Origin of the sequence: Lacunimicrobium album (assembly GCF_052161635.1) — a bacterium.
In the GTDB taxonomy this organism is placed as follows: domain Bacteria; phylum Planctomycetota; class Planctomycetia; order Planctomycetales; family Planctomycetaceae; genus SXPC01.
In genome coordinates, this window is the sequence record NZ_CP197413.1 from 1207175 (window position 1) to 1230209 (window position 23035).

General features: G+C 54.3%; 13 protein-coding genes, 1 tRNA gene and 1 CRISPR repeat array (1 of these 15 only partly in view). Of the genes, 6 read left to right on the forward strand and 8 right to left on the reverse strand.

The features are described from left to right. The first annotated feature begins 155 nt into the window (after positions 1-155). A complete protein-coding gene (locus SH248x_RS04745) occupies positions 156-2558 on the forward strand; it encodes a DEAD/DEAH box helicase (protein ID WP_459557371.1) in 2403 nt (800 codons plus the stop codon). A 70-nt stretch (positions 2559-2628) separates the two neighbouring features. Here the strand turns inward: SH248x_RS04745 and SH248x_RS04750 are convergent, their stop codons facing one another. Genes SH248x_RS04750 through mnmA form a run of 3 tightly spaced genes read right to left on the reverse strand, consistent with a single transcriptional unit; the run spans position 2629 to position 4898 of the window. Continuing rightward, positions 2629-3339 (reverse strand): SGNH/GDSL hydrolase family protein, encoded by a 711-nt coding sequence (locus SH248x_RS04750; RefSeq protein WP_459557372.1) that lies wholly within the window; start codon positions 3337-3339, stop codon positions 2629-2631. Between the two features lie 33 nt (positions 3340-3372). Further along, on the reverse strand, positions 3373-3747 hold the full coding sequence (locus SH248x_RS04755) for a hypothetical protein (protein WP_459557373.1): 375 nt from the start codon (positions 3745-3747) through the stop codon (positions 3373-3375). A 29-nt stretch (positions 3748-3776) separates the two neighbouring features. Beyond that, positions 3777-4898 (reverse strand): MnmA/TRMU family protein, encoded by a 1122-nt coding sequence (mnmA, locus tag SH248x_RS04760; RefSeq protein ID WP_459557374.1) that lies wholly within the window; start codon positions 4896-4898, stop codon positions 3777-3779. Positions 4899-5678: 780 nt separating this feature from the next. On the opposite strand from mnmA, the gene SH248x_RS04765 reads away from it, so the two are divergent. Continuing rightward, positions 5679-8327 carry a cation:proton antiporter domain-containing protein gene (locus SH248x_RS04765; protein ID WP_459557375.1) on the forward strand — a complete coding sequence of 883 codons (2649 nt, stop codon included), beginning with the start codon at positions 5679-5681 and terminating at the stop codon, positions 8325-8327. 8 nt (positions 8328-8335) lie between these two features. On the opposite strand, the gene SH248x_RS04770 is transcribed toward SH248x_RS04765, so the two are convergent. The 5 genes from SH248x_RS04770 to SH248x_RS04790 all read right to left on the reverse strand — a co-directional run bounded on the left by SH248x_RS04770 (position 8336) and on the right by SH248x_RS04790 (position 15814). Continuing rightward, positions 8336-10477: a peptidoglycan D,D-transpeptidase FtsI family protein gene (locus SH248x_RS04770; protein WP_459557376.1), complete on the reverse strand. Its 2142-nt coding sequence runs from the start codon at positions 10475-10477 to the stop codon at positions 8336-8338. A gap of 93 nt (positions 10478-10570) precedes the next feature. Continuing rightward, entirely contained in the window at positions 10571-11116 is a 546-nt protein-coding gene (locus SH248x_RS04775; RefSeq protein ID WP_459557377.1) for a hypothetical protein, read from the reverse strand. Between the two features lie 3 nt (positions 11117-11119). Further along, positions 11120-12058: a rod shape-determining protein MreC gene (gene mreC / locus SH248x_RS04780; RefSeq protein ID WP_459557378.1), complete on the reverse strand. Its 939-nt coding sequence runs from the start codon at positions 12056-12058 to the stop codon at positions 11120-11122. 50 nt (positions 12059-12108) lie between these two features. Beyond that, a complete protein-coding gene (gene mreB / locus SH248x_RS04785) occupies positions 12109-13161 on the reverse strand; it encodes a rod shape-determining protein (protein WP_459557379.1) in 1053 nt (350 codons plus the stop codon). 121 nt (positions 13162-13282) lie between these two features. Next, positions 13283-15814, reverse strand: coding sequence for an MMPL family transporter (locus tag SH248x_RS04790; RefSeq protein WP_459557380.1), 2532 nt, complete (start codon positions 15812-15814; stop codon positions 13283-13285). Between the two features lie 276 nt (positions 15815-16090). Between SH248x_RS04790 and SH248x_RS04795 the strand changes: the two genes are divergently transcribed. The 4 genes from SH248x_RS04795 to cas2 all read left to right on the forward strand — a co-directional run bounded on the left by SH248x_RS04795 (position 16091) and on the right by cas2 (position 21318). After that, positions 16091-16165, forward strand: a tRNA-Pro gene (locus tag SH248x_RS04795). Between the two features lie 502 nt (positions 16166-16667). After that, positions 16668-19994: a type II CRISPR RNA-guided endonuclease Cas9 gene (gene cas9 / locus SH248x_RS04800; RefSeq protein WP_459557381.1), complete on the forward strand. Its 3327-nt coding sequence runs from the start codon at positions 16668-16670 to the stop codon at positions 19992-19994. 90 nt (positions 19995-20084) lie between these two features. After that, a complete protein-coding gene (gene cas1 / locus SH248x_RS04805) occupies positions 20085-20987 on the forward strand; it encodes a CRISPR-associated endonuclease Cas1 (protein ID WP_459557382.1) in 903 nt (300 codons plus the stop codon). Positions 20988-21012: 25 nt separating this feature from the next. Continuing rightward, positions 21013-21318, forward strand: a complete 306-nt coding sequence (cas2, locus tag SH248x_RS04810; protein ID WP_459558580.1) for a CRISPR-associated endonuclease Cas2 — start codon at positions 21013-21015, stop codon at positions 21316-21318. A gap of 49 nt (positions 21319-21367) precedes the next feature. Continuing rightward, positions 21368-23035: direct repeats of the CRISPR family, unit length 36 nt; unit sequence AGTGTATCCGAACCGTGATTCCCAACCAGCTACAGC; it runs 1524 nt beyond the window's last position.

The following is a 23035-nucleotide window of genomic DNA, read 5'->3' on the forward strand; positions in this document are numbered from 1 at the left end:
TTCAAAAGCAACTCAATGGCTCAAGTCTAACACCTCGACACACGCTCCCCAAGCTGGTTCGCAAATCACACTTTTTATCTGATGCCCTATCCTCTACCATCCCTGAAACTCTGCACGTCCATGCGTCCTTTGCCTTTCAGCTCTCTGGATTTCTCATGCCTACTCGCGATGACCTCGCTTCGGAATACCTCGATACGCTGCTTTATCCTCCCTACCCGGTGCAGGAGGAAGCCTTGCTGGCTTGGTTCACGTCGAAGGAAGGAGTCATGGTCAGCGCGCCCACGGGGACCGGGAAGACTCTCATCGCGGAAGCGGTTCTCTTCGAAGCACTGAAGACCGGGACGACCGCCTATTACACGACCCCATTGATCGCGCTGACGGAGCAGAAGTTTGATGAGATCAAAGCCTCTGTGGTCCGCTGGGGCTACTCGGAAAGCGATGTCGGGCTGGTGACGGGGAACCGGAAGGTCAATCCGCAGGCGAAGATCCTGGTCGTGGTTGCAGAGATCCTTCTCAACCGACTGCTGCATGGCGATGAGTTTGATTTCGATCATGTCAGCGGCGTCGTCATGGACGAGTTTCACAGCTTCTCCGACCCGAGTCGGGGTGTCGTCTGGGAACTCTCGCTGGCGCTGATGCCTGCACGTGTGCGTCTGATGCTGCTCTCGGCGACCGTCGGGAATGCGCTCGAATTCCTGGGCTGGTTACGCGTTAAGCATGGTCGTCATCTGGAACTCGTTCAGGGAACCGAGCGCAAGGTGCCGTTGAACTTCAAATGGATTCCTGATCAGCTGCTCGATGAGCAACTGGAGATCATGGCCGACGGTGACGATGACTTCGCACATACCCCCGCGCTGGTCTTCTGTTTCTCAAGGGCAGAGTGCTGGTCGATTGCGGATCAGCTGCGTGGCAAGACGCTCGTCAGTGAAGCCCGTCGAAAGATCCTGCAGGCGAAAGTCAACGACGTCGATTTCTCGACCGGCGCCGGTCCCAAACTCAAGCAGATTCTCATGCGCGGCATCGGCGTCCACCATGCGGGAATCATGCCGAAATATCGACGGATCGTCGAAGAACTCTTTCAGCAAAAGCTACTGGCGGTCCTCGTCTGTACGGAAACACTCGCAGCGGGGATGAATCTGCCGGCGCGGAGTGTCGTCATGACGACGATCGTGAAAGGGCCGAAGGATCGCAAGAAGCTGATCGAGCCGAGCACGGCTCACCAGATCTTCGGGAGAGCCGGGCGTCCGCAATATGACACCCAAGGCTACGTCTATGCACTGGCCCATGAAGACGATGTGAAGCTGCATCGCTGGAAACAGAAGTACGATCAGATCCCCGAGGACACGAAGGATCCCAATCTCATCAAAGCCAAGAAGGCGATGAAGAAGAAGATGCCGACGAAGAATGCCAACGAGACGTACTGGACCGAGGCTCAACTGTCGCAGCTGCGCGAGGCGGCGCCGTCGAAGCTAGTCAGTCGCGGCGTTCTGCCATGGAGACTGCTGGCGTACCTGTTGAGTTACTCACATGAAGTCGAACAGCTGCGTGGATTCGTACGCAAACGCCTCCTCGACCCGAAGTCGATGGAACGGGAAGAAAAGCAGTTAGTCACCATGCTCACAGTATTGCATCGCGAAGGTTATATCACCTTGACGCCTCCGCCGCCTGAGGAGAAGAAACCCGAGAAGAAAACATCTGATCCTGCGGACGCACCGGCTAAAGTCGAACCTGAACCAGCCCCAACGAAGGCCGGGCTGTTTGGCCAGCTTCTCACCGAAGCCCGACAGACGGCTGGGATTGTTTCCAGTCAAGCGGACTCGAAGAAAGCCAAGTCCACCGAGATGCCAACGGACACCTATTTCCCGACGTTGGCAGAACCGACCGAAAAGATGCAGGAGATCTTCGCGTTCCGCAGCATCGATCCGATCTACGGAAACTTCCTGCTCAAGCACTTTGACATCGCGGACGAAGACGAGCGACTTCAGGCGATGGAGAGCCTGCTCGAACTCTCTGTCTCGGTCGCGAAGCTCGTCCGCGTCCCTCGACCCGATCGGCTGCCAATCGGTCCTTTGGCTCAGACTCGGCTCGATGAAGAACTTCTCTCCCGCGGGCTGGTGACCGCCGAACAACTGCGTCGACAATACCCCAGCGACGAACCGGAAGACTTTCGAAGTGGCCCGCTGACATTCGAAGACTTCGCCCCGCCGCTGGCAGACAAGCTCAAGCTGTTGTTCCAGTCGGAGTATCCACGCATCGGCGATCTGGCGATTATGCCATGCTGGTGCGTTGGCGAATTGCTCAAATACAACGGCGAGTTTGATAAGTACATCCGCGCCAACGATCTCGTCAAAGAGGAAGGCTCCGTGTTCCGACATGCCCTGCGGATGATCCTGCTGTGCGGCGAGTTTCAGGATGTCACACCAGCCGGCTGGGAGACCGTCGAATGGCGAAACTGGCTGTCATCAATCGTGGACAACCTGACGAAAGCGTGTCACTCGGTTGATGCACAAAGTACCGACAAGTGGCTGGCGGAGACAAAAGAAGAGTTCACGGTGTAGCGTGCCGGTGAGGCTTTGCGAACCGCACCAAATGTGCGATGAATGCCGCTTAGGCCGACTCCATGTCGAACTACTTTGTCTTTTCGAACGACCCCTCGTTCTTCACGAGAATCGGCTGGACGATATCGCGCCATAGTTCATACCCCTGGCGATTCATGTGGAGACGGTCCATGCAGAGGAGTTCGGGGCGTGGCAGGCCTTCGGGGGTCAGCATGGGAGTCGCGATGTCAATGTAGGTCAGCTTGTCGTTCTTCTTGCATTCCGCAGCGAAGAGTTCGTTGGTTTTCTGGATCTGTGGCCACAATCGCCAGCGGAGAATGCTTGGTTTGATGGCGATGATGTAGATGCGAGTTTCAGGCAAAGTCGAATGAACTTTCGCAACGAACTTTCGGAAGGTATCGATGACTTCTTCCGGTGAAACGCCAGCGCCGATGTCATTGTCACCTTCGTAGAGGAGGATCGCGCGAGGCTTGTAAGGAAGAACGGCCCGGTCTGCGAAATGCAGGGCGTCGTTCATGTTGCTGCCGCCGAAGCCTCTGGGGATGACCGTCAAAGGGGCAAGGTCTTCCGCGAGGTTTTTGTGCCAGTACCGAATGCTCGAACTGCCGTAGCAAAGGACTGCACCGGTCGGTGGAGGCGATGTCTTGTCACTTTCTTCGAACTCGACGATCTGCGTCTCGAACCTGTCAGGGTTCGGGTAAACGCCCGGGAGTTTCTCCTGAGCCGAGATGTTGCCAATGAACAAAGCCGAGATAATGGCAAGACAGAGTGTGCGAGTCATGAACACGTCACTTCCCTCCGGGAATGGGGCGAATTAAGGGATCAGATAAAAGGCCGTGGTGAAGACCATCGCGACGACCGCTGCACTGGCGAGGATTCTGATCGCTGTCAGACGGTCACGCTGTCGAAACTCGGCCTGCTCAATGGTGTCTGTCTTGCCGAGCGAAGATTGTACATTGAAGACGCCCTGAAATCCGTAGTGGACGCAAAAGCTGAACGCGGACTGCAGGAACAGGACGGCAGTGACGAACGACGGGAGAAACACGATGAGGCGAAATTCACGACTGGGAAGCAGGTAAAGGTAAGCCGATAGCCCTATCGTCACCAGCAGACAGACCCAGGCTAGAGTCTGCCGCATGCGGATTTCGTTGGGACCGATGTTGCAGGTGCCGGGGATGTACTCGGGCATGGACGACTTTGAAACGTAAGGTCTGAAAACTATTGACGCATGATCCAACCGCCGCCAATGACTTTGTCTTCGTTGTAGAGGACAAGCGCCTGGCCAGGAGTGACGCCGTATTGAGGTTCGTCGAATTCAACTGACAGGTTGCCATCATCATCAACACTGACCGAACAAGCGGCAGCCTGATGCTGATAACGGATCTGAGCCGTGCAGCGGAAGGAGTTTGATTCTGGTGTGATCAGCCAGTTGACGCGGTCAGCACGCAGGGTCTTCTGGCCCAGTTCTTCATAGCTGCCAATAACGACCCGTTTCGTTTCCGGCTCGATCCGCAACACGAACCGCGGACCGCCGAAAGCTCCGAGCCCTTTCCGCTGACCGATGGTGTAGTTCTGAAAGCCAGTGTGCTGACCGACGACGTTCCCAGCCGTATCGACCAGTTCACCCGCCGTTTCCTGCGGGCCGCGATATTTTTCGATAAAGCCGATGTAATTGTTGTCGGGAATGAAGCAGATCTCCTGCGAGTCTTTTTTCTCAGCCGTGACGATCCCAGCTTTGCGGGCCAGTTCGCGGATTTCTTCTTTCGTCTTATCTCCGACGGGAAAGAGAATGTTCGGGAGGATGTCAGGCGAGATTCCAAACAGGACGTAGGACTGGTCCTTTTTGCTGTCCATGCCACGGACGAGACGCGTTTGTCCCGTTGCTTCGTCCCTGAGAACTTGTGCATAGTGGCCGGTCGCGATCTTGGTCGCGCCGATCTGCTGCGCGAACGTCCAAAGCTTGCCGAACTTCAGCCAGTTGTTGCACTGCACGCAGGGATTGGGAGTGCGTCCGGCCAGATACTCTTCAGCGAAGTAATCCTTGATGCGGGTGAAGGCGTCTTTGAAGTTGAGCGCGTGGAACGGGATATCCAACCCATCCGCGACACGGCGGGCATCGGCGGCATCCGAGGCCGAGCAGCAGCCCTGTTTGTGACTTTTCAAGTTGACCACCGGCAGGTCAAGTGACTTTCCTCTGGGCGTGACGGCGCAGGCGAGTTCCTCGGTCGCGCCTGAGCGCATGAAAAGACCGATGACTTCGTAACCCTGCTGTTGCAGCAAGTAAGCGGCAGCCGAACTATCGACTCCGCCACTCATCGCGAGAACCATTCGCTCGGACATGGACGGACTTTCGTGGAAACAGGAAATACGCATCCATAATAGGCGTCAGCCGGTAGAACGGCAACCTGCACTCAAAGCCTTTCGCGAGAATGATATGGGGCAATCTCCGACTCTTTGCGGATTATTCAATTCTTCGGTCTTGATGCTCACCTGTATGGTCGGTAGCATTCGCCACAAAGACGGAAAATGACAGGCTTTCCCGGGTTAAACGGGACATGGTGCTTTTTGTTTGCGACGCTTTTAACACTCTGGTGCTTCTGCAATTCGCCGACTGGCAATTCAGTCGAGCGAATCTCGGTTTGCGCCGAGCACTCGGTCCTGAAAATACTTACTGTCGAAAGCTGTAAGAAAAAAATTCGGACGCCCCGGCCTGACTGTTCTGACTATCCGTTCTTGCTTATGGCGAAGTTAGGGCTGAAATCCCGCCTGCCGCGGCTGTTGCAGCTCCGTCTTCTGTCATCAATGGCGACATGCCGTTTTGTGGCTTCATCGAATCAATTGCTGCTGCTCGGTAAGAACCGGTTTCGAGCGAGTGCCCAGACCGCGTCATTCCAGGTTCTCTTTTGTTCCTGGCAGACATAGTGCATCGCTGCGCACTAAATTGATTGACACAATTGCTCTCATCGCGATTGCCCGTTCATTCCCATTGAGATGAACGGGAGGTAGCCCATCGTCCTGTGGCTCCGGCTGTCAATCCGCTAATTCCATTCTTGCTGGCATTCCGATTTCTGTCGGCTGGCTTTTCATAAACACGTTCACTCCTCGTCTGAAAATAACATTATGCACGATCTCCCTCTGATCTCGACTATCGCAGCAGGATTCGCAGCTGCGTGGGTTCTAGGACTCCTTGCCCAATGGCTACGTCTGTCCCCGATCGTTGGTTACCTGCTCGCAGGAATCATGATAGGCCCTTACACCCCAGGCTTTCGTGGTGACGTCCACCTTGCTCATCAACTCTCGGAGATCGGGGTCATTCTGCTGATGTTCGGGGTGGGATTACACTTTCACCTGAAGGACCTGATGGCAGTCAAGGGAGTCGCGATCCCTGGAGCGATCGGTCAAAGTCTCGCAGCGACGCTTGTCAGCATGGCGGTCTTCCTGCTGTTTGATATCGATATGAAAGCAGGCAGCGTCATCGGGATGGCCATGGCGGTCGCGAGTACCGTCGTTTTGATGCGGGTGCTGATGGATGCGGATGTCTTAAATTCACCAGCCGGACACGTCGCCGTCGGCTGGCTGCTGGTCGAAGATGTTTTGACGGTCATAGTTTTAGTGATGATTCCCGTTCTGGGATCGAATGGACCAGAAGCCGCCGCGTCGAGCGGGTTTTGGTCGAGTCCAATAGCACTCATCGGCATTGCGATCTTAAAACTGGCTGTGATGGTGGTCCTTCTGATGGTGGGTGGCTCGCGGGTTATTCCCTGGGTGCTAACACAAGTCGCGAGACTGCGATCACGGGAGTTGTTTACGCTGACAGTGCTTGTTTTCTCGATCGCGATCGCTGCCGGTGCATATGCCATGTTTGGAGCATCCATGGCACTCGGGGCATTTCTGGCCGGCATGGTTGTCGCGCAGTCCCCTGTCAGCCACCAGGCGGCTGCCGACGCGCTGCCGCTACGCGATGCGTTTGCAGTCTTGTTTTTTGTCGCGGTCGGGATGCTGTTTGACCCGATGTTTTTGATCGAAGAGCCACTGATGATGCTGGCGGGCTTGGGGATTATTTTACTCGTCAAACCGCTTGTGGCACTTGTGATCGTGATTACGCTGGGGCATTCCGTTCGAACCGCTTTGACAGTCGCGATTGGACTGGCTCAGATCGGAGAGTTCTCGTTCATTCTTTCCGACGCCGCTCATAAAGTTGGAATCATGCCAGACGAAGGTCGCAGCCTGCTGGTGGGAGGTGCGATTCTGTCGATCACGATCAATCCCATTCTCTTCCGCTCGATTGGCAGTATTGAAGGCTGGTTAAAGAAACATCCGCGACTCTGGAAACTCTTGAGCGCCAGATCAGAAAGCAGGCTTCAGGCACAGAACGCCACCATCGTCGATCAGACTCTGGGTAACGAGCCGGAAAAACGACTCGCGATTGTTGTCGGCTTTGGTCCTGTCGGTCAGACCGTGGATCGCATGCTACGAAATGCAGGCCTGACGACGATCGTTATCGATATGAACATGGACACGGTCGCTGATCTGCGTCGTCGAGGGCAGGCAGCGATTTTCGGCGATGCCTCTCGTGATGCGATCCTCGAAAGCGCAGGCATCGAACGAGCAACACACTTTGTCGTCACATTGCCACACGCTGCTGATCGGGTCGCGATCGTCGCCACAGCACGCAACGCCAATGCGAAAGTGAAAATTCTGGTCCGGGCGCACTATCTGCGCGAGCGTGAAGAACTCGAGCAGTTCGGGGCATCCGCTGCCATCTTCGAAGAAGCAGAAGCCGCAGTCGCTTTGGCCCGCTTGGTACTCGTCGATGCAGGGGCCGGGCGTGAGTCGATTGAACATGCCGTCCGTGACATCCGCATGCGATTGATTCTCGACAACGTCTCGAAACTGCGCTCTCAATCGATCCGCAGCATCATGATTCCCTGGACGCGGGTGCGTCGCCTCTCCAAATCATCAAGCCTCGACGTCGTACGACGTCAGGTGAATGAGCAACACTTTTCCCGTTGGCCAGTCGTTGATCATCAGGATGGCAAACCCGTCGGGTATCTCCTCGCCAAAGACTTGATCGGCTTGAGTGCGAATGTCGATGACTGGTCGCGACTGATTCGACCGCTGGGCGAAGTGCATCCGGATGACAATATCGAATCGATGCTGCTGTACTTTCAGCAGGAAGAAACGACGCTGTGTGTCGTTACAGAACAAGGACGCCCAGCAGGGATCGTCACGTTCGAAGACGTCATCGAGCAGATGATCGGACGCATGGAAGACGAGTATCCTCGACATCCCAAAGTCGAATTCAACGAACTTCTCTGGACCGACGATTCTCTATTGAACCTGCAGAGCACGACCGCTGAAGATGCTATTCGAGAAATCGCCTCGATGATTCCACCGGCGCTGCTGCCAGCTGGAATCGACATCGCAGAACTGGCGATCACGCGCGAGCGTGAACTGTCGACTGCGATCGGAATGGGAGTCGCGATTCCTCACGCCCGCTGTACCAGCCTGGCCCGCCCCCTGATTGCCTTTGCCCGGTCGAAGGAAGGAGTCAAGTTTGATGTCAATTCGACAGAGCCCGTGAACCTGATCTTCCTGTTGATCACACCGCAGGAACAGCCGCAGCTTCAGCTCTATCTGCTGGGGCAGGTCGCATCCATTGCCGGTAAAGTCGAAAAGCTGGCTCAGTTGCGTCAAGTGACTTCTGCAGCGGAAGTCATGCAGCTGTTTCCGGCGGGAAGCCTCACGGTTTCTTCACTGATCTCGTGACTTGAGGCCTATTCTCCAGCAACCTGAGGGGGAATGTCAGCAGAGACAATCCTCAGATCCAGCATCTTCTGGACAAGTTCCTTGGCCAGCGGTCCTGCGATGGACGAACCCGAACCTGCATGTTCGAGAACGACCGTGAAGGCGTATTGCGGATTGTCTGCAGGAACATAGCCCGTGAACCAGGCATGGTCACCTTTGGCACCGGTTTCTGCGGTTCCCGTCTTGCCTGCGATCTTGATATCAGGGTGACGGACCGTTTTGTAGCCGGTTCCGTGAGGAGCCTCGACGACCGAAGCCAAGCCATGACGAATGATATTCAGCGTCCGAGGTGGAATCCCCAGCGACTGTGATTGAATCGATTCCGGATCACGCACGACATGCGGATGGACAAGATGGCCCCCATTCGCAATCGCAGCGACAAGACGCGTCATCTGCAGCGGCGTTACCTGGAGAGTCGACTGTCCAATAGCAAGTCCCAGAGATTCTCCCGGAAACCACATCTGGTTTTGTTGTCGATAGCGTGATGGTGAGGGAACATAGCCTGCCTTCTCACCGGCGAGATCCAGCCCGGTCGGACGGCCAAGCCCAAGCAGTTCCGCTGCATTCACAATTGGATCAGGGCCCAATTGTCTGGCCGCTGTGAAGAAGTAGACGTTACACGAACGTGCCAGTGCAGAGTCAAGATTGGTCGGACCGTGGCCGACGTTGTAATGCTTGTAGATAAAGCAGCGGAATTTATTGGGGTTATCCAGGTATCCCTGGCATTCCATTTCCCGCATAGGATCCCAGCGTCCGGAATTGACCAAGCCTAGCGAAGTTACAATCTTAAACGTCGAACCGGGAGTCAATTGAGCCTGAAACGGACGACACAGAAGCGGCGAACGCTGATCGTTCTTCAGCAGGTCCCAGTACTCTGAGTCGCCGTCTGCAAGCAGAGAGAGATTGGGACGAGGAGCAGAAGCCGCTGCGATGATTTCTCCCGTGTGGACATTCATCACGGTGATACTGGCACCCGTTGGCTCTGGCTTTTCCGGATCAGGCACCTCAAACATCATCTGGTCGACCGGAGTCACGATTTGATCCAGAGCCTGCTCCATGGCCAGCTGAAGCTGCGAGTTCAAGGTCATCGTCACGTCCTGACCTGAGATCGCTTCCTTGAGAATTTTCGACTCGCCCGTCTTGAGATCAATCTGTCGTTCGCCGGATTGACCTGCAAGTTGCCTCGCGCGTGACTGCTCGACGCCGCGATTTCGCGTCGCAGTGATCACGCCCCAGTCATCAATCGATTTCCTCTGATAGCCAATCAGGTGCGCAGCCTCTGCACCGAGCGGATAGATTCGACGTGTCGAGACATCGACACTCACACCAGGAAACCGATGAGGATACGCCTCGATCTGCAGAACCGCTTCACGCGAGATATTCGGCAGCAGCAAATGCGAAGACAGCTCTTCCTTGAGAACAAGATCTTCCTCGTTGTCACTTCGCTTGGGCGCCCGGGTCAATTCACTTTTGACAGTGTGAACCAGCGTTTCAATCTGAGATTGAAGCTGATCAGTCATCGACGCGGAAGCCAGTTCAACGTCCGCAGGAGCAGGTGTTTCCGGGGCAGGTTTCTCTTCTCGCTCAGTTCGCTTTTTGCGGACGTTGTCTTTAAGCTTCTCCACGCGCGTCTGGATTCGCAAACGCTTGGCGAGCAGGTCTTCATGTCGAAGCCCAGATAGCAGAGCCAGATCGCGCCAAAGCTGATCGCGACGAGCCAGAATGTCTGCAGACGTTCGTTCGACAATCGCCGGATCTTTTCGTTCTTCAGCAGTGAGAATCGCGCGGATCTGCTTCTTCATCCAGCGCGGATCAGGCGGGTCCTGTAACCAGCGATAGGAAATGTTCAAGCGAAACGTCTGATGGTCGTAAGCAAGGACTTGCCCATCGGATGACAGGATCCGTCCATCAATCGCGGAAACCGGTTCGACGGCATACGGTTGGTAATCCGAATGATCGACAAACGCGTCTTCCAGTTCCGTCTGCAGATAAGCCAGACGCGTTGAAATCACAAGTAGCGCCGCACAAACTCCCAGCCACAAAATGACCAGGCGCAACGACGACCAGCGTTTACTCGTTACGGTATGCGGATTAAGAAGGTAGTCAGCCACGCCAGAGACTTTGCGTCAGGTTACGAAATAGCAGACGAGTTGTAACCTGAAGCAGCGAAACGACTCAAGACCAGCGTCCAATAAGCGTCGTTCTCAGACGGTTTCCGCTTCACGCGGCCCCGCCAGCATTGCCCGACACCCCAGAAAGATGATCGAAATGACGGCCACAATCGCACACGACCTTAGGGCAACCATCACTGATCCCAGGATCGGCGGTAACGCCAGCGCTGGCACCGATGCCGCTTCCGCCGCCGGCAAAGGGGAAAGTAATTCGATAATCACCAGCAGCGTATAGTCGTAAATCAGAACAACCGGGAAGCAGCTGAGCAGAAAAATAATTGGCATTCGCACATAACGCTGAATCGACGATTGTGTCAGTAACAACGCGAAAAATGTCGTCAGAATTAACGCGGTACCTGGAGAGGCGGAATATCGCATTTCGATCCATATCGCGATAAATGCTGAAAGAATACCAGCCGCGAGAGGTCCGACCCAGCTGAAGGCAAGGAGAATCAAAACAGGACTTAGTGAGGCCCTCCACGGAGAGCCCCCAGGTGAGACCGTCGATGTTCCGGACAGCAGCGATCCTTCCGCGGACAGCGTCACATAGGTCAACAGGATCAAAATCAAGATTCGCATGAATCAGGGAATTCTCGTTTGTGAATGCTGCACAACAAGCACTTCCTTCGGAACGATCCCAAGAGAAGCTGGAGTGACAGTGATTTCCCAGTCCACCTGACCAGGAAGGATCTCAGCTTTGGTGATCTTGCCGATATAGTTTGTCTGGGCGGGCGTCTGAGCCTCCGTCACCACAAGATCCCCTTCCGAGACCGGCGTAGAGGCTGAGATATATTGGAGACGACAAGTCGGACCACCTGTCCCGGAAAGGCTACCGACATCAGACGTCGTCGCCTGTCCGTTTGGTCGGACAATGCGAGCAATCGTCCGGAAAGTCGAGCTCGTCACTGGCTGCATGACGGAGGTCGTCTGCCCGACAGACTTCACTCGCCCGAGCAAAACGTGCCCCTTGCGAATCAGTTCGTCGCCAAGAAGTTGATGGTCCTTACCGAGGTCAAGCGTCCAGTCATGTTCCCAGATCACGAGCTGATCGGCTTCAATTTTCTGCGACGAGCCCGATCCGAGAATGTATTTCAATGACTGAGCCAGCACCCCTTCGCGCCCGAGCACTCTCGCCTGCAGCAGCTTCGATTGTTCGAGAGGGGCAGTCGCCTGGATTTGCTGATAATACTGCAGCTGCGACTGCACCTGATTCAGCTCCGCGCGAAGGTCCGCATTCGCTGAAAGAGAATCGACATAGCTCGCCAGAACCGCCGAGTCAGATAGCGCAGCCTGTGAGGCCTGCTCGCTGGCAATCAACGATGTGAATCGCGATGTCGAATAGTCAGCCGTTGCTTTGAGCACCTTTTCGCCCGGCGCGACCACATCTCGCTGCACACTCCGCATCGCTTCAATGTGGCGATCAGGAACGAGCATCAACAGATTACCAACGACGAGGGGAAGCAGGCAGCCCAGCCAGTAATAAGTCAGCTGACTTGATTCATCGATGTTCGCTCTGGCCATAAGGGCGTATTCACCTGATTGAAGACCGATGACCGCTGAATGTGAGCATGTTACGCATCGCGCAGGTCGGTCAGAAACTGTTGTTTCCATTCATCGAAATGGTCAAGACAGATCGACATCCCGCGCACCGTCGCCGATTCCGGTTCATCATCAATTCGGACGACGATCCCCAGTTGATCAGTCAGCAACTGGTCGAGCCCACGAAGTCTCGCAGCACAACCGGTCAGGACAATTCCCGTCTCCGCGAGATCAGCCACCAACTCCGGCTGGCAGGCTTCGATTGTTTCACGAATTCCAGCAACGATGCGAGAGAGTGGTTCCGTGATCGCTTCGCGCAGGTCTTCACTTGTAATGAAAGCTCGTCTCGGAACTCCAGAAATGATATCGAGTCCACGGACCTCGCTGGAAAGCTCCTGAGACAATGGCACCGCAGAGCCGATATCGAGCTTGAGCTGTTCCGCCGTTGGCAGACCAATGCGAAGGGCGTAGTTCTTCTTGAGATAGTCAGCGATCGCCCGATCCAGATCGTCGCCCGCGACAGAACAGGTTCGCGATGAAACCGCATCTCCCAGGCTGAAGATCGCAATTTCCGTCGTTCCGCTGCCAAGATCGCAGATCATGCTCGCCACCGGTTCAGAAATCGGCAGGCCCGCACCAATCGCAGCAGCTTTCGCTTTCGAGATCAAATAGCTGCGAGACGCGCCGCATCGTTCGATCGTATTGAACAAAGCGCGACGCTCAACAGCCGTCATTTCAATCGGAGCAGAAACGAGCACGCGAGGACGAATCAGGCTGCGTCGAGTTTGGCGTCGCAGCTTCTTCATGAATGCCAGCAGCATCGCTTCACACAGGCGGTAGTCTGTAATGACACCTCGCGAAAGAGGCTTCGCAGCGGACATCGACTGCGGTGTTTTCCCCAGCATCTGGCGGGCAAGCTTCCCGACCGCAGACCCGCCGACCAGACGTCGCTTGGAATCTTTTTCCAGCGCAACGACACTCGGCTCATTGAGCACGACACCCATCCCAGCCACAGCAATCACCGTGTTGGCGGTCCCAAGGTCAATGCCGAGGTCTTGTCGGAAGAAACGGCCGAGCCAGAGCATCCTTGCCCCTGTCCTGAGGACGAAATTGAATTGGAATGCGTCACTATCTCATGATGGCAGATCGCGACGTTCCAGAGAATATAGGAAGAACTCTCTCAAAGTGGCAAGAGGGGTTACCAAATCAGGTTGCGGAAACCGATTCTGACTTCGGAGTCTGGCGTCGAGCCTTGTACTGCTCGTACAGGACAAGAAACGCGGGAACCATCAGCGGACGCACCACGAATGTATCGAGAAGAACTCCGAATCCTAACGCGAAACCAAGCTGAATCATCCCCGCCAGCGAGCTGGACGTCAGCGAAAGGAACGTCCCCGCCATGATAATCCCGCAGCTGGAAATGATACTTCCGGTCCGGGTTAACGCTTCTGAGATCCCTCGAATCGGGCCAAATCGCTCCGTCTCTTCGTGGATACGGGTCATGAGCATGATGTTGTAATCTTCGCCGATCGCAATCAGGATCGTGAACAGGAACATCCGCACCTTCCAGTCGAGCCCCGAGAACCCTGCCGGATCAAGAGCCCAGAAGAGGGCGAACGTCACTCCGAGGGTAACGAGGTAACTGAAGAAGACGCTGATAATCAGAAACAGCGAAATAATCTGGTGACGTAAGACCAGCAGCAGGATCACGTAGACGCCAAGGATGACCAGGATATTGATCAGGATCTGATCGTGATCAGTCGTTGATTTCAAGTCACGGATACTCGCTGTTGCCCCGAGGATATAAAACTCGGTGTGCCCTTTGAGCTCGGGAGGCAGCATTTCTGGCAGTGCATGCTGCAACGCATTCAGTTCCGAGATACTGTTTCGCGAGAAGGGATCATCTTTGAAGATGAAATCGAGACGAGTAACGTTCCCGGAGTACCCATCAGCCGCCGAAACGTAGTGCGCATTGATCCTTCGATCGCGAATCAACTGAGAGAACCCAGATTTCCCTCCCGCCTCGGCTCCTGAACTTGCGTCTTGATGCGCAACGCCCAACCAGTGCGACCGGGAACGAACATCCGCCAGATTCAATTCATCCATCCGCGGTATGAGATTCGTCGTCATCGCGTCGACGAGCGCTTTGCCATGGGCATCCGTAAAGGTGATATCTTCTGGGCTGCCTTCTTCGACCCCTGCAGGGCGATCATATTTCATCAAGACCGTCGCAGGTCCAAGAATCCCTGCCGGGAAGTGTTTCCGCAACTCATCTGTTCCAATCACGCTGACGTGATCATCAGACAGCTCGTCCAACAGACCATAGCTCAGATAGTCGTAATAAATGACCGCGATGATCGCGAATGGCATCATCGCACCAATCGTGACCAGCATGATCTGCCCGGGATGTCTCACCAGGGTTCGGCCAATGTAATGCCAGACCTGATCCATTTTCTCACGGCTCAGCAGATCCCACAGCGGGTTCGAAGCCTTGAACCAGCCTGATTGAGTCGAGATTTTCTCTGTCTTGGAATTCGGCCAGAAGACCCAAGACCCACACAGCCGCAGGATCGCAGGCGTCAACGTCAGCGACGCACACATCGCGCTGAACAGCCCCAGCGAAATACCAATCCCAGCCTGCTGAAACTTAACGAAGTCCGCGAAAATCATCATGCCGATCCCAACGATCGACGTGAACGCCGAGGCCGTCAGCGGAACCGCCACGTTCTTGACCGAAGCAGCCATCGCATCTTCGTACGTCTGGCCTTCATCAATATGCTCCTGATAGCGGGCAATCAGGAACATGCAGTAATCAACCCCGGCCCCATACGTCACCACCGTGATATAGATCTTCAGCCCGGAGAAAACTTCGACCCAGCCCCACGAGGCCATGATGATCAACGCATCAATCGCGATTTGTCGCGAGATTGCCACTGTCACCAGCGGGATAATCGCCAAAAGCGGTGAGCGATAAATCAACAGCAGCAATACAACGACCATAATGACCGTGAGAAGTTCCGTGGAATCGGCACTGCTCTCAGCCGCATTGCTCATGTCCCGTCCGACAAATGCAGACCCACTCATGCTCAACTTCAGGTCATGCGGAATCTGTCTTTTAAATTCTTCGTCATGGAGAAGCAGATTTTCGATCGCATCCAAAATCGGCTTATTACGATCATCCATGAAGTCGTAAACAAGCTCGACCGTCACCATCGTCGCTTTTTTGTCGTGGCTGACGAGCAACTCACCCAGGACTGGATCGCTGAAAGTATTCACCCTCGATGCCGCGCTGACAGAACTTGAATCCTCTTCTCCCTGAGCAGCCAGTTCCTCAGCAGGGGCAGAGAGATACTTTTGTGACAACTCCTCAAGCCGTGGCTTCAGGATCTGATCAATAAACTCATAGTCCGAAGTTCTTTTGGTGTGCTCGACACCTTTGGCCGTCAGCTCTTCGTCTTCCTTGTCAACTTCCGCCTGATCCACCAGCCCCTGAGGTCGATGATCACGGCTGGCAACAATGACAACCAGACTCGAAAGGAGATCTTTCCCGAAAGACTCTTCAAACAGCTTCTCAGCTTGCAGAGAAGGCGAGCTCGCCGGCAGAAACTGAAACTCCCCTTCTTTCACGACACTCTCAAACGGCGGCGTGAAGTAATGAAGGGTAAACAGCGTTACCAGCCAGACAATCAGAATCGGTAGCCACATGCGTGAGGCGATTTGTCCAAAATGATGACGCATGCAGAATCAATTTCGTCTGGCTGACGGCAATCAGAAAACAGGCCCGAAACAGTACCGACCGGTTCCATTACCAAAATGACCAAGCCCTTAAAGTAGCTACCACCATAACCAACGTCAAACCAACCAGCCGTAAACCCCTCACGCTCACGCCATCTATCCCAACGAAACCTCAAAAAACAGGACCCAGGTCCAGCCTTACTTGCGGGCCGGGAATTGATTCCTTATAGTCAATCCGGTGTGAACCAAGCTTCCCCGTGAAGTGTCCATCCACACAATCGGGCTGTAGCGCAGCTTGGCTAGCGCGCTTGACTGGGGGTCAAGAGGTCGCAGGTTCAAATCCTGTCAGCCCGACTCGACTTACGACGATCGCAACCTTCACTGTCACAAGATTTGTCACCAATCGCGATTGGCACATTCACAAAGTTCTGTGAACATGCTCCTTCCGGCTCAACCCCGAAGGAGCTTTTTTTATGTCCGGAACTAACCGCAAGCCGTGGTTTCTCAGACGCACTCCGCATGCAACAGTGAGGCGACTGGTTTGGACACAAATACGGCACACCAGCGAGCCGTCACCAAGCAGGGCCCTTTGAGGGGGCCCGATGGCGGTCTCCTTCGCCAGGGGTTTTCTGTCCGCCTCGACAAGATGGGTGCATAAAAAAAGCCCCTGGTAGCGGTGAGGCCCCGTGGAGCTTTCCAGATTGAACTGGGCGGCGTGAAAAACACGACTTACTGTAAAAAGTCGGAAATCACTGCTCGGATACACTGCAGATTAATTTATCAACGTTTGACACGCTTGTCAAATCGCTCTATACAGAATGTCACATTCCAGGATGGCATCATGTGAGGGCGAATCATGAAACAGACAACACTCGGCATCGATCTAGGAGTTTCTTCTCTCGGCTGGGCATTGATTGAGCATAACAAGAACATGACCAGCGTCTCCATTGTGGATGCAGGCGTACGCATTTTCGATCCCGGCGTCGAAGGGACGGCTGCTGAAATCGAACAGGGCAGAGATACCTCGAAAGCAGCAACTCGTCGCGGGGCTCGACAGATTCGTCGTCAGGCTTGGAGACGCCAACGCCGTAAAAGCAAGCTGTTTCGCATTCTTCAACAGCATGATCTACTGCCCGCCGGAGATGGTCACAAGTCAGTTGAACGTGACGCGACACTGAAAACGCTGGATGCCCAACTGATCGAAAAATACTGCCCGAAGTCCGATGTGAAGGATCATATCACGCCGCAAGTGTGGCTGTACCAGCTTCGAGCTAAAGCGGTTGAACAACCACTAACGCGACATGAATTCGGACGCGTTCTGTACCTGCTCGCCCAACGTCGAGGCTTTTATGCTAACAGCAAGTCGACCTTAGAAGATGGTGTCGTCAATTCATCGATTGAAAAGCTCAACGCGTCCATGGGAGCCAAGACGCTGGGCCAATACTATGCTCAACGCAATCCCCATGAGAGGCAGATCCGTGGGCGACTGACCAACGTCGATGATCCCCACGCACCAGAGAAGGATCGCGTCAAACTCGCCTATACTGCTCGAAAGCAACATGAAGACGAATTCGACCGCATCTGGTCCACCCAGGCTCAACATCAAGACGGTCTCGATGAAGCTCTCAAGAAGGAGATCCGAAGGGCTCTTTTCCATCAGCGTCGACTGAAATCCCAGAAAAACCGCATCGGCTATTGTTCGCTGATTCCAACCAAGCGACGTTGCGTGAAGGCGCACCTGGTCTTTCAAGAGTTCCGGATCTGGCAGGGTGTCAATCACCTTGTCTACGTCACGCCAGGGCAGGGGACTCGCAAACTTTCCCCGGATGAAAAACAGCGTCTTGTCGCGGAGCTTGCCCATGGCGATCTGACTTATAAAGACGCGAAGGCTTTACTGGGTATCAAAGGAAAAGGCAATTTCTCTATTGAGAACGCAGGTGACGAAGACGATGCTCCCAAGAATAAAATCCTGGGAAATCGGACATCGGAGAAACTGCGGACACTCTTTGGCGATCGCTGGGCAGAGTTCTCACCCGATCAGCAGGAAGAGATCATCTACGATCAACTAAACTTCCAAAATCGTGAGCGTCTCCAAGTTCGCATGAAGAAGAAATTCGGCCTCTCACATGAACAGGCAGAGAAATTCACCCGACTCAAACTCGAAGACGACTACGCTCAGCATTCCAAAGTCGCGATGGAGCGGCTTCTCGTCGAAATGCGAATCGGGACAGAATACGCAACCGCTCGACTCAAGATCTTCCCTGCGTCCTTCCAGCCGACGCCTCGTCATGAGCGACTCCCCAAAGTCGATACGCGCGAAATTCATTTTCTGCGAGACCTCGCGAATCCTGCTGTCCGTCGTGCCCTGACGGAACTTCGCAAAGTCGTCAACGCGATCCTCGAAAAGCACCATGCCCTCTTCATTCGTGGCAAAGATGCTGATGAACCCCACTACGGCAAGCCAGACTTTATCCACGTCGAACTCGCGCGTGATTTGAAGAACTCAAAAAAGAAACGCCAGGACCAGCAGAAGGTCAACAACGAAAATCAGAAGCGACGCGAGAAAGCCAAACTGGAAGTTGTGAAGCAACTCAAGGTCGATAACCCCGAACGCTATCTGGAAAAGTGGCTTCTAGCCGACGAATGCAACTGGGAATGCCCCTACACAGGGCTGACCATCTCTGCCTCGACGTTGGATGAATTTGACATCGAGCATATCTACCCACGCCGCTTTCTCGACAACTCCTTCGGCAACAAGACACTCTGTTCCGCCGCGTTTAACCGGAAGTTCAAGCGCAATCGCTTCCCCAGCGAAGTGCTTCACGGCGATGAATACAACTTGATGATCGAACGTGTCTCCCGCTTCAAAGGACCGGAGAACCTCGTCAAAAAGAAGCTCGCGAGATTTCAGACCATGCCCGATGAGATCTTGCTCGACGATTTCCTCGCCGAACGCTACCTCAATGAGACTCGCTACAACTCACGACTGGCTGCCCAGTTCGTCGGGCTGCTCTATGGTGGTCGAACTTCTTACGACGATGAAGGTAAACCCACGCAGCGTGTCTATACGCCGAGTGGCGCACTGACCGGCCATCTTCGCCGAGCGATGGGCGTGAACCGTGTCCTTAGCCTGGAAGAAGACAACGAGAAGAACCGGGGCGATCACCGACACCATGCTGTCGATGCCGTCATGGTCTCCATGCTGGATCAGGGGGTTATCAAGTCGATCGCAGACTTTGCAGAGGAAGATATCCAGACGACGCCGACACATCGCATGTGGTCACAAGTCGGGGGAGGGCTTAATAAGCGATTCCCTGACTTGATCGAACAGTTGCAGGACATGTGCAACGAGATCATCATCTCCCACCGCCCGACACGAACCCTCGGCGGGCCGCTGCATGCGGAGTCGATCTATAGTCAGCCGATCACGGACGCCGATGGCAATCAGGTCATCCGGATCCGTAAATCTCTGGATAAACTGACGGTCAAGGAAATCGAGTCAGATGCCATCGTCGATCCACTGGCTCGTGCGGCTGTCCAGGATCAATTTGCGAAACTCAAAGCAGCGGGCAAGAAACTTCCGAGCCAGGCCTTTGCAGACGTCGCGAATCATCCTCGACTTCCCTCCGGCGTCGCAGTCCATAAGGTGCGCGTCAACGTCTCCGCAAAACCGCGAACGATAGGCAACGGCCCTTCGCAACGACAGGTCGCCTCCGGTCAGAACTCAAACTTCGCCGCTCTAGTCTACGCCGTACTCGACGAAAAAGGCGAAGTCGTTCAATGGAAACACGAGGTCATCAGCCGCCTCGATGCTCACCAACGCATGGCTGCCAACAAGCACCTGCCTAAGGGAACAGAGAAGATCCTGATTCCAAAACAGTTCGAGCAGGAGATCGACCCGAAGGCAAAGAAGAACCGAGGGTTGCGGTTTCTGTTTGCGATTAAGAAGAATGATATGCTGGAGGTATTGGATGAAGGAGACCACCGTTCTATTTACCGAGTGCAAAAGCTGTCAGAGGGCGAAATTCAGCTGTGTCCGCACGTTATTCCCACAATCGCGAATGACCAACGCACTAAGTGGAACCAGATTCAATCCACAGACAATTTGAGAAAAAGAATGTCACGAAAAGTTCAAATCTCTGTACTAGGTGAAATTAGGGTTAATTCATCAGAAAACAATTGATTAGGATTCGAGATTATATTTAACTGAATTAGATGGATATCACGCGATAGAGGAGGTCACCCCGCTCACCCTTTGGGACTTCCTCAATCTATGCGTAATCGCATCATCGAGATTTACCAGAATCCTGCTCGACTGCGTGTCTCCCACGCCCAGCTGCACATTACGATCGAAGACCAGACTCACAAAGTTCCTCTCGATGATCTCGCTGTCTTGGTCGTTGCTCATCCCCAGGTCACTTACACTCAGGCCGTCCTGACGGAACTGATTTCCCGTGGCGGGACGTTCGTTTCCTGCGATGAAAAGCGAATGCCCGCAGGCTTGCTTCTCCCTCTCGATGCCCATTCCACACAGACCGAACGCTTCGGCGAACAGCTTGCAGCCAAGCTGCCAACCAAGAAACGACTCTGGCAGCAGATCGTTGCCCACAAAATTCGCATGCAGGCAGAACTTCTGAAAGTTGCCATCGGAAAGGACCACGGACTGGCCAATATCGCCAAACAGGTTCGCTCCGGGGATCCGTCAAATCTGGAAGGGCAGGCGGCTCGCAAATATTGGAAACTTCTCTTCGGCAGTGACTTCCGACGTGACCGTGACGCCCCCGGCCACAACGCCATGCTCAACTACGGTTACGCGATTCTTCGTGCTGCCACGTCGCGTGCTATCTGCGCCGCTGGCCTTCACCCATCACTCGGTCTACATCACCATAATCGCTACAACAGTTTTTGTCTGGCTGACGATCTGATGGAGCCTTATCGCCCTGTTGTCGATCAGATGGTCTGGGAGCTGACTCGTGACCTGGAAGAACTTCCCGAGATGGATTCAGGACTTCGCGGCCAGATCCTCACAAGCCTCATGGGGCACGTCGAAATGGACGATCATGCCTGCAAGCTCTTCGACAGTCTGGCGTCGACGGCGTCGTCACTGGCCAATTGTCTTCGAGGAGAAGCAGACAAACTCAAACTGCCAACAGGATTAGTCCATGCCCACGCGTGAACTCTCACTCTCAGGATTTAAATGCATGTGGCTGATGGCAATGTTTGACCTGCCGGTGAAATCGAAGACCGACCGTAAAAATTACGCGCGGTTCCGAAACGTTCTCCTGGACGAAGGATTCGACATGATGCAACTATCAGTCTACGCCCGGTTCTGCGATAGTGAGCAGACAGCCGACAGTTTCAAGAACCGTATCGAAAAGAAACTTCCCCCAGGCGGCCAAGTCCGCCTGCTGGCAATCACCGATAAACAGTTCGGCAAGATGGAGATTTTCCATGGAAAAAAGAAGGCCAGCGCGCAAAGTAAACCCTCTCAGCTTCAGCTTTTCTGAAGTGAGTCTCGTTGCAAGTGCAGCTATCAGAAGGGTTTCGGGTGGAGGTAGTGTATCCGAACCGTGATTCCCAACCAGCTACAGCATCGGGTGCAGAGTCGCGATGATCTCGCTGAGTGTATCCGAACCGTGATTCCCAACCAGCTACAGCAAGCATGGGATGCGACCGTTCGCGAGATTCAGTGTATCCGAACCGTGATTCCCAACCAGCTACAGCAACCCCGAGGCGAACAATGAGCCCGAAGAAGTGTATCCGAACCGTGATTCCCAACCAGCTACAGCCCACTTGTGTGCTGAATCACACGTCGTTGCAGTGTATCCGAACCGTGATTCCCAACCAGCTACAGCACAATTCCACTTCGCTAGTCGTCGATGGTAGTGTATCCGAACCGTGATTCCCAACCAGCTACAGCATCATCGGAGAGGCATTGGGCGAGCGTCTTAGTGTATCCGAACCGTGATTCCCAACCAGCTACAGCTCGATGTAGTGTCGAGTCCGAGGATGGTTGAGTGTATCCGAACCGTGATTCCCAACCAGCTACAGCGATTGACACCTTGCCGAGCGCCTGAGAAAAGTGTATCCGAACCGTGATTCCCAACCAGCTACAGCGGCGCGAGGACGATTCGGGTCCGACATACAGTGTATCCGAACCGTGATTCCCAACCAGCTACAGCTAAACACCATTAAGACAGAGCATTTCATCTAGTGTATCCGAACCGTGATTCCCAACCAGCTACAGCACGACTACCAGTGGGGACGCTAAAGAGTTCAGTGTATCCGAACCGTGATTCCCAACCAGCTACAGCCGTACTCATGGAAGATGAAATACTTGTCGAAGTGTATCCGAACCGTGATTCCCAACCAGCTACAGCTTCTTAAGCCAATGGTCTCCATGATGTCTAAGTGTATCCGAACCGTGATTCCCAACCAGCTACAGCATGGAAGAAGACGGCATGATGACGCCTGAGAGTGTATCCGAACCGTGATTCCCAACCAGCTACAGCGATTTCACACTGCTCGAAAAGAAGGTCGACAGTGTATCCGAACCGTGATTCCCAACCAGCTACAGCACTCACGTCGAATCCTCGCTGGAGATTACAGTGTATCCGAACCGTGATTCCCAACCAGCTACAGCGTCTCGCGTCTGGGGGCTACGATTCTCAGTAGTGTATCCGAACCGTGATTCCCAACCAGCTACAGCGGCTGCAGCTGCCGAAGGTCTCGCGGATTAGTGTATCCGAACCGTGATTCCCAACCAGCTACAGCGTCAATGATGTGCTGGGCTTCGCTCGCCTTAGTGTATCCGAACCGTGATTCCCAACCAGCTACAGCAGCACGACACCAGCCACGACGCGGATCGTTAGTGTATCCGAACCGTGATTCCCAACCAGCTACAGCTACAGCCATGTGGTTGTCGAGAACCTCTTCAGTGTATCCGAACCGTGATTCCCAACCAGCTACAGCCAGCCGACTGTCACATAATTACCCAGCGGAGTGTATCCGAACCGTGATTCCCAACCAGCTACAGCATCGGCCAGTCGCTGGTCACATTGGACCAAGTGTATCCGAACCGTGATTCCCAACCAGCTACAGCATCCACCTGACACACAAATAATCGCGACTGAGTGTATCCGAACCGTGATTCCCAACCAGCTACAGCTCGTATCGGCATTGACCGCAACAACGACGGAGTGTATCCGAACCGTGATTCCCAAC

Bases quoted from the DNA above. Each gene is read 5' to 3' on its own strand.
- SH248x_RS04745 (WP_459557371.1), top strand. From the start codon at position 156: ATGCCTACTCGCGATGACCTCGCTTCGGAATACCTCGATACGCTGCTT.
- SH248x_RS04750 (WP_459557372.1), bottom strand. From the start codon at position 3,339: ATGACTCGCACACTCTGTCTTGCCATTATCTCGGCTTTGTTCATTGGC.
- SH248x_RS04755 (WP_459557373.1), bottom strand. From the start codon at position 3,747: ATGCCCGAGTACATCCCCGGCACCTGCAACATCGGTCCCAACGAAATC.
- mnmA (WP_459557374.1), bottom strand. From the start codon at position 4,898: ATGTCCGAGCGAATGGTTCTCGCGATGAGTGGCGGAGTCGATAGTTCG.
- SH248x_RS04765 (WP_459557375.1), top strand. From the start codon at position 5,679: ATGCACGATCTCCCTCTGATCTCGACTATCGCAGCAGGATTCGCAGCT.
- SH248x_RS04775 (WP_459557377.1), bottom strand. From the start codon at position 11,116: ATGCGAATCTTGATTTTGATCCTGTTGACCTATGTGACGCTGTCCGCG.
- mreC (WP_459557378.1), bottom strand. From the start codon at position 12,058: ATGGCCAGAGCGAACATCGATGAATCAAGTCAGCTGACTTATTACTGG.
- mreB (WP_459557379.1), bottom strand. From the start codon at position 13,161: ATGCTCTGGCTCGGCCGTTTCTTCCGACAAGACCTCGGCATTGACCTT.
- SH248x_RS04790 (WP_459557380.1), bottom strand. From the start codon at position 15,814: ATGCGTCATCATTTTGGACAAATCGCCTCACGCATGTGGCTACCGATT.
- cas9 (WP_459557381.1), top strand. From the start codon at position 16,668: ATGAAACAGACAACACTCGGCATCGATCTAGGAGTTTCTTCTCTCGGC.
- cas1 (WP_459557382.1), top strand. From the start codon at position 20,085: ATGCGTAATCGCATCATCGAGATTTACCAGAATCCTGCTCGACTGCGT.
- cas2 (WP_459558580.1), top strand. From the start codon at position 21,013: ATGTGGCTGATGGCAATGTTTGACCTGCCGGTGAAATCGAAGACCGAC.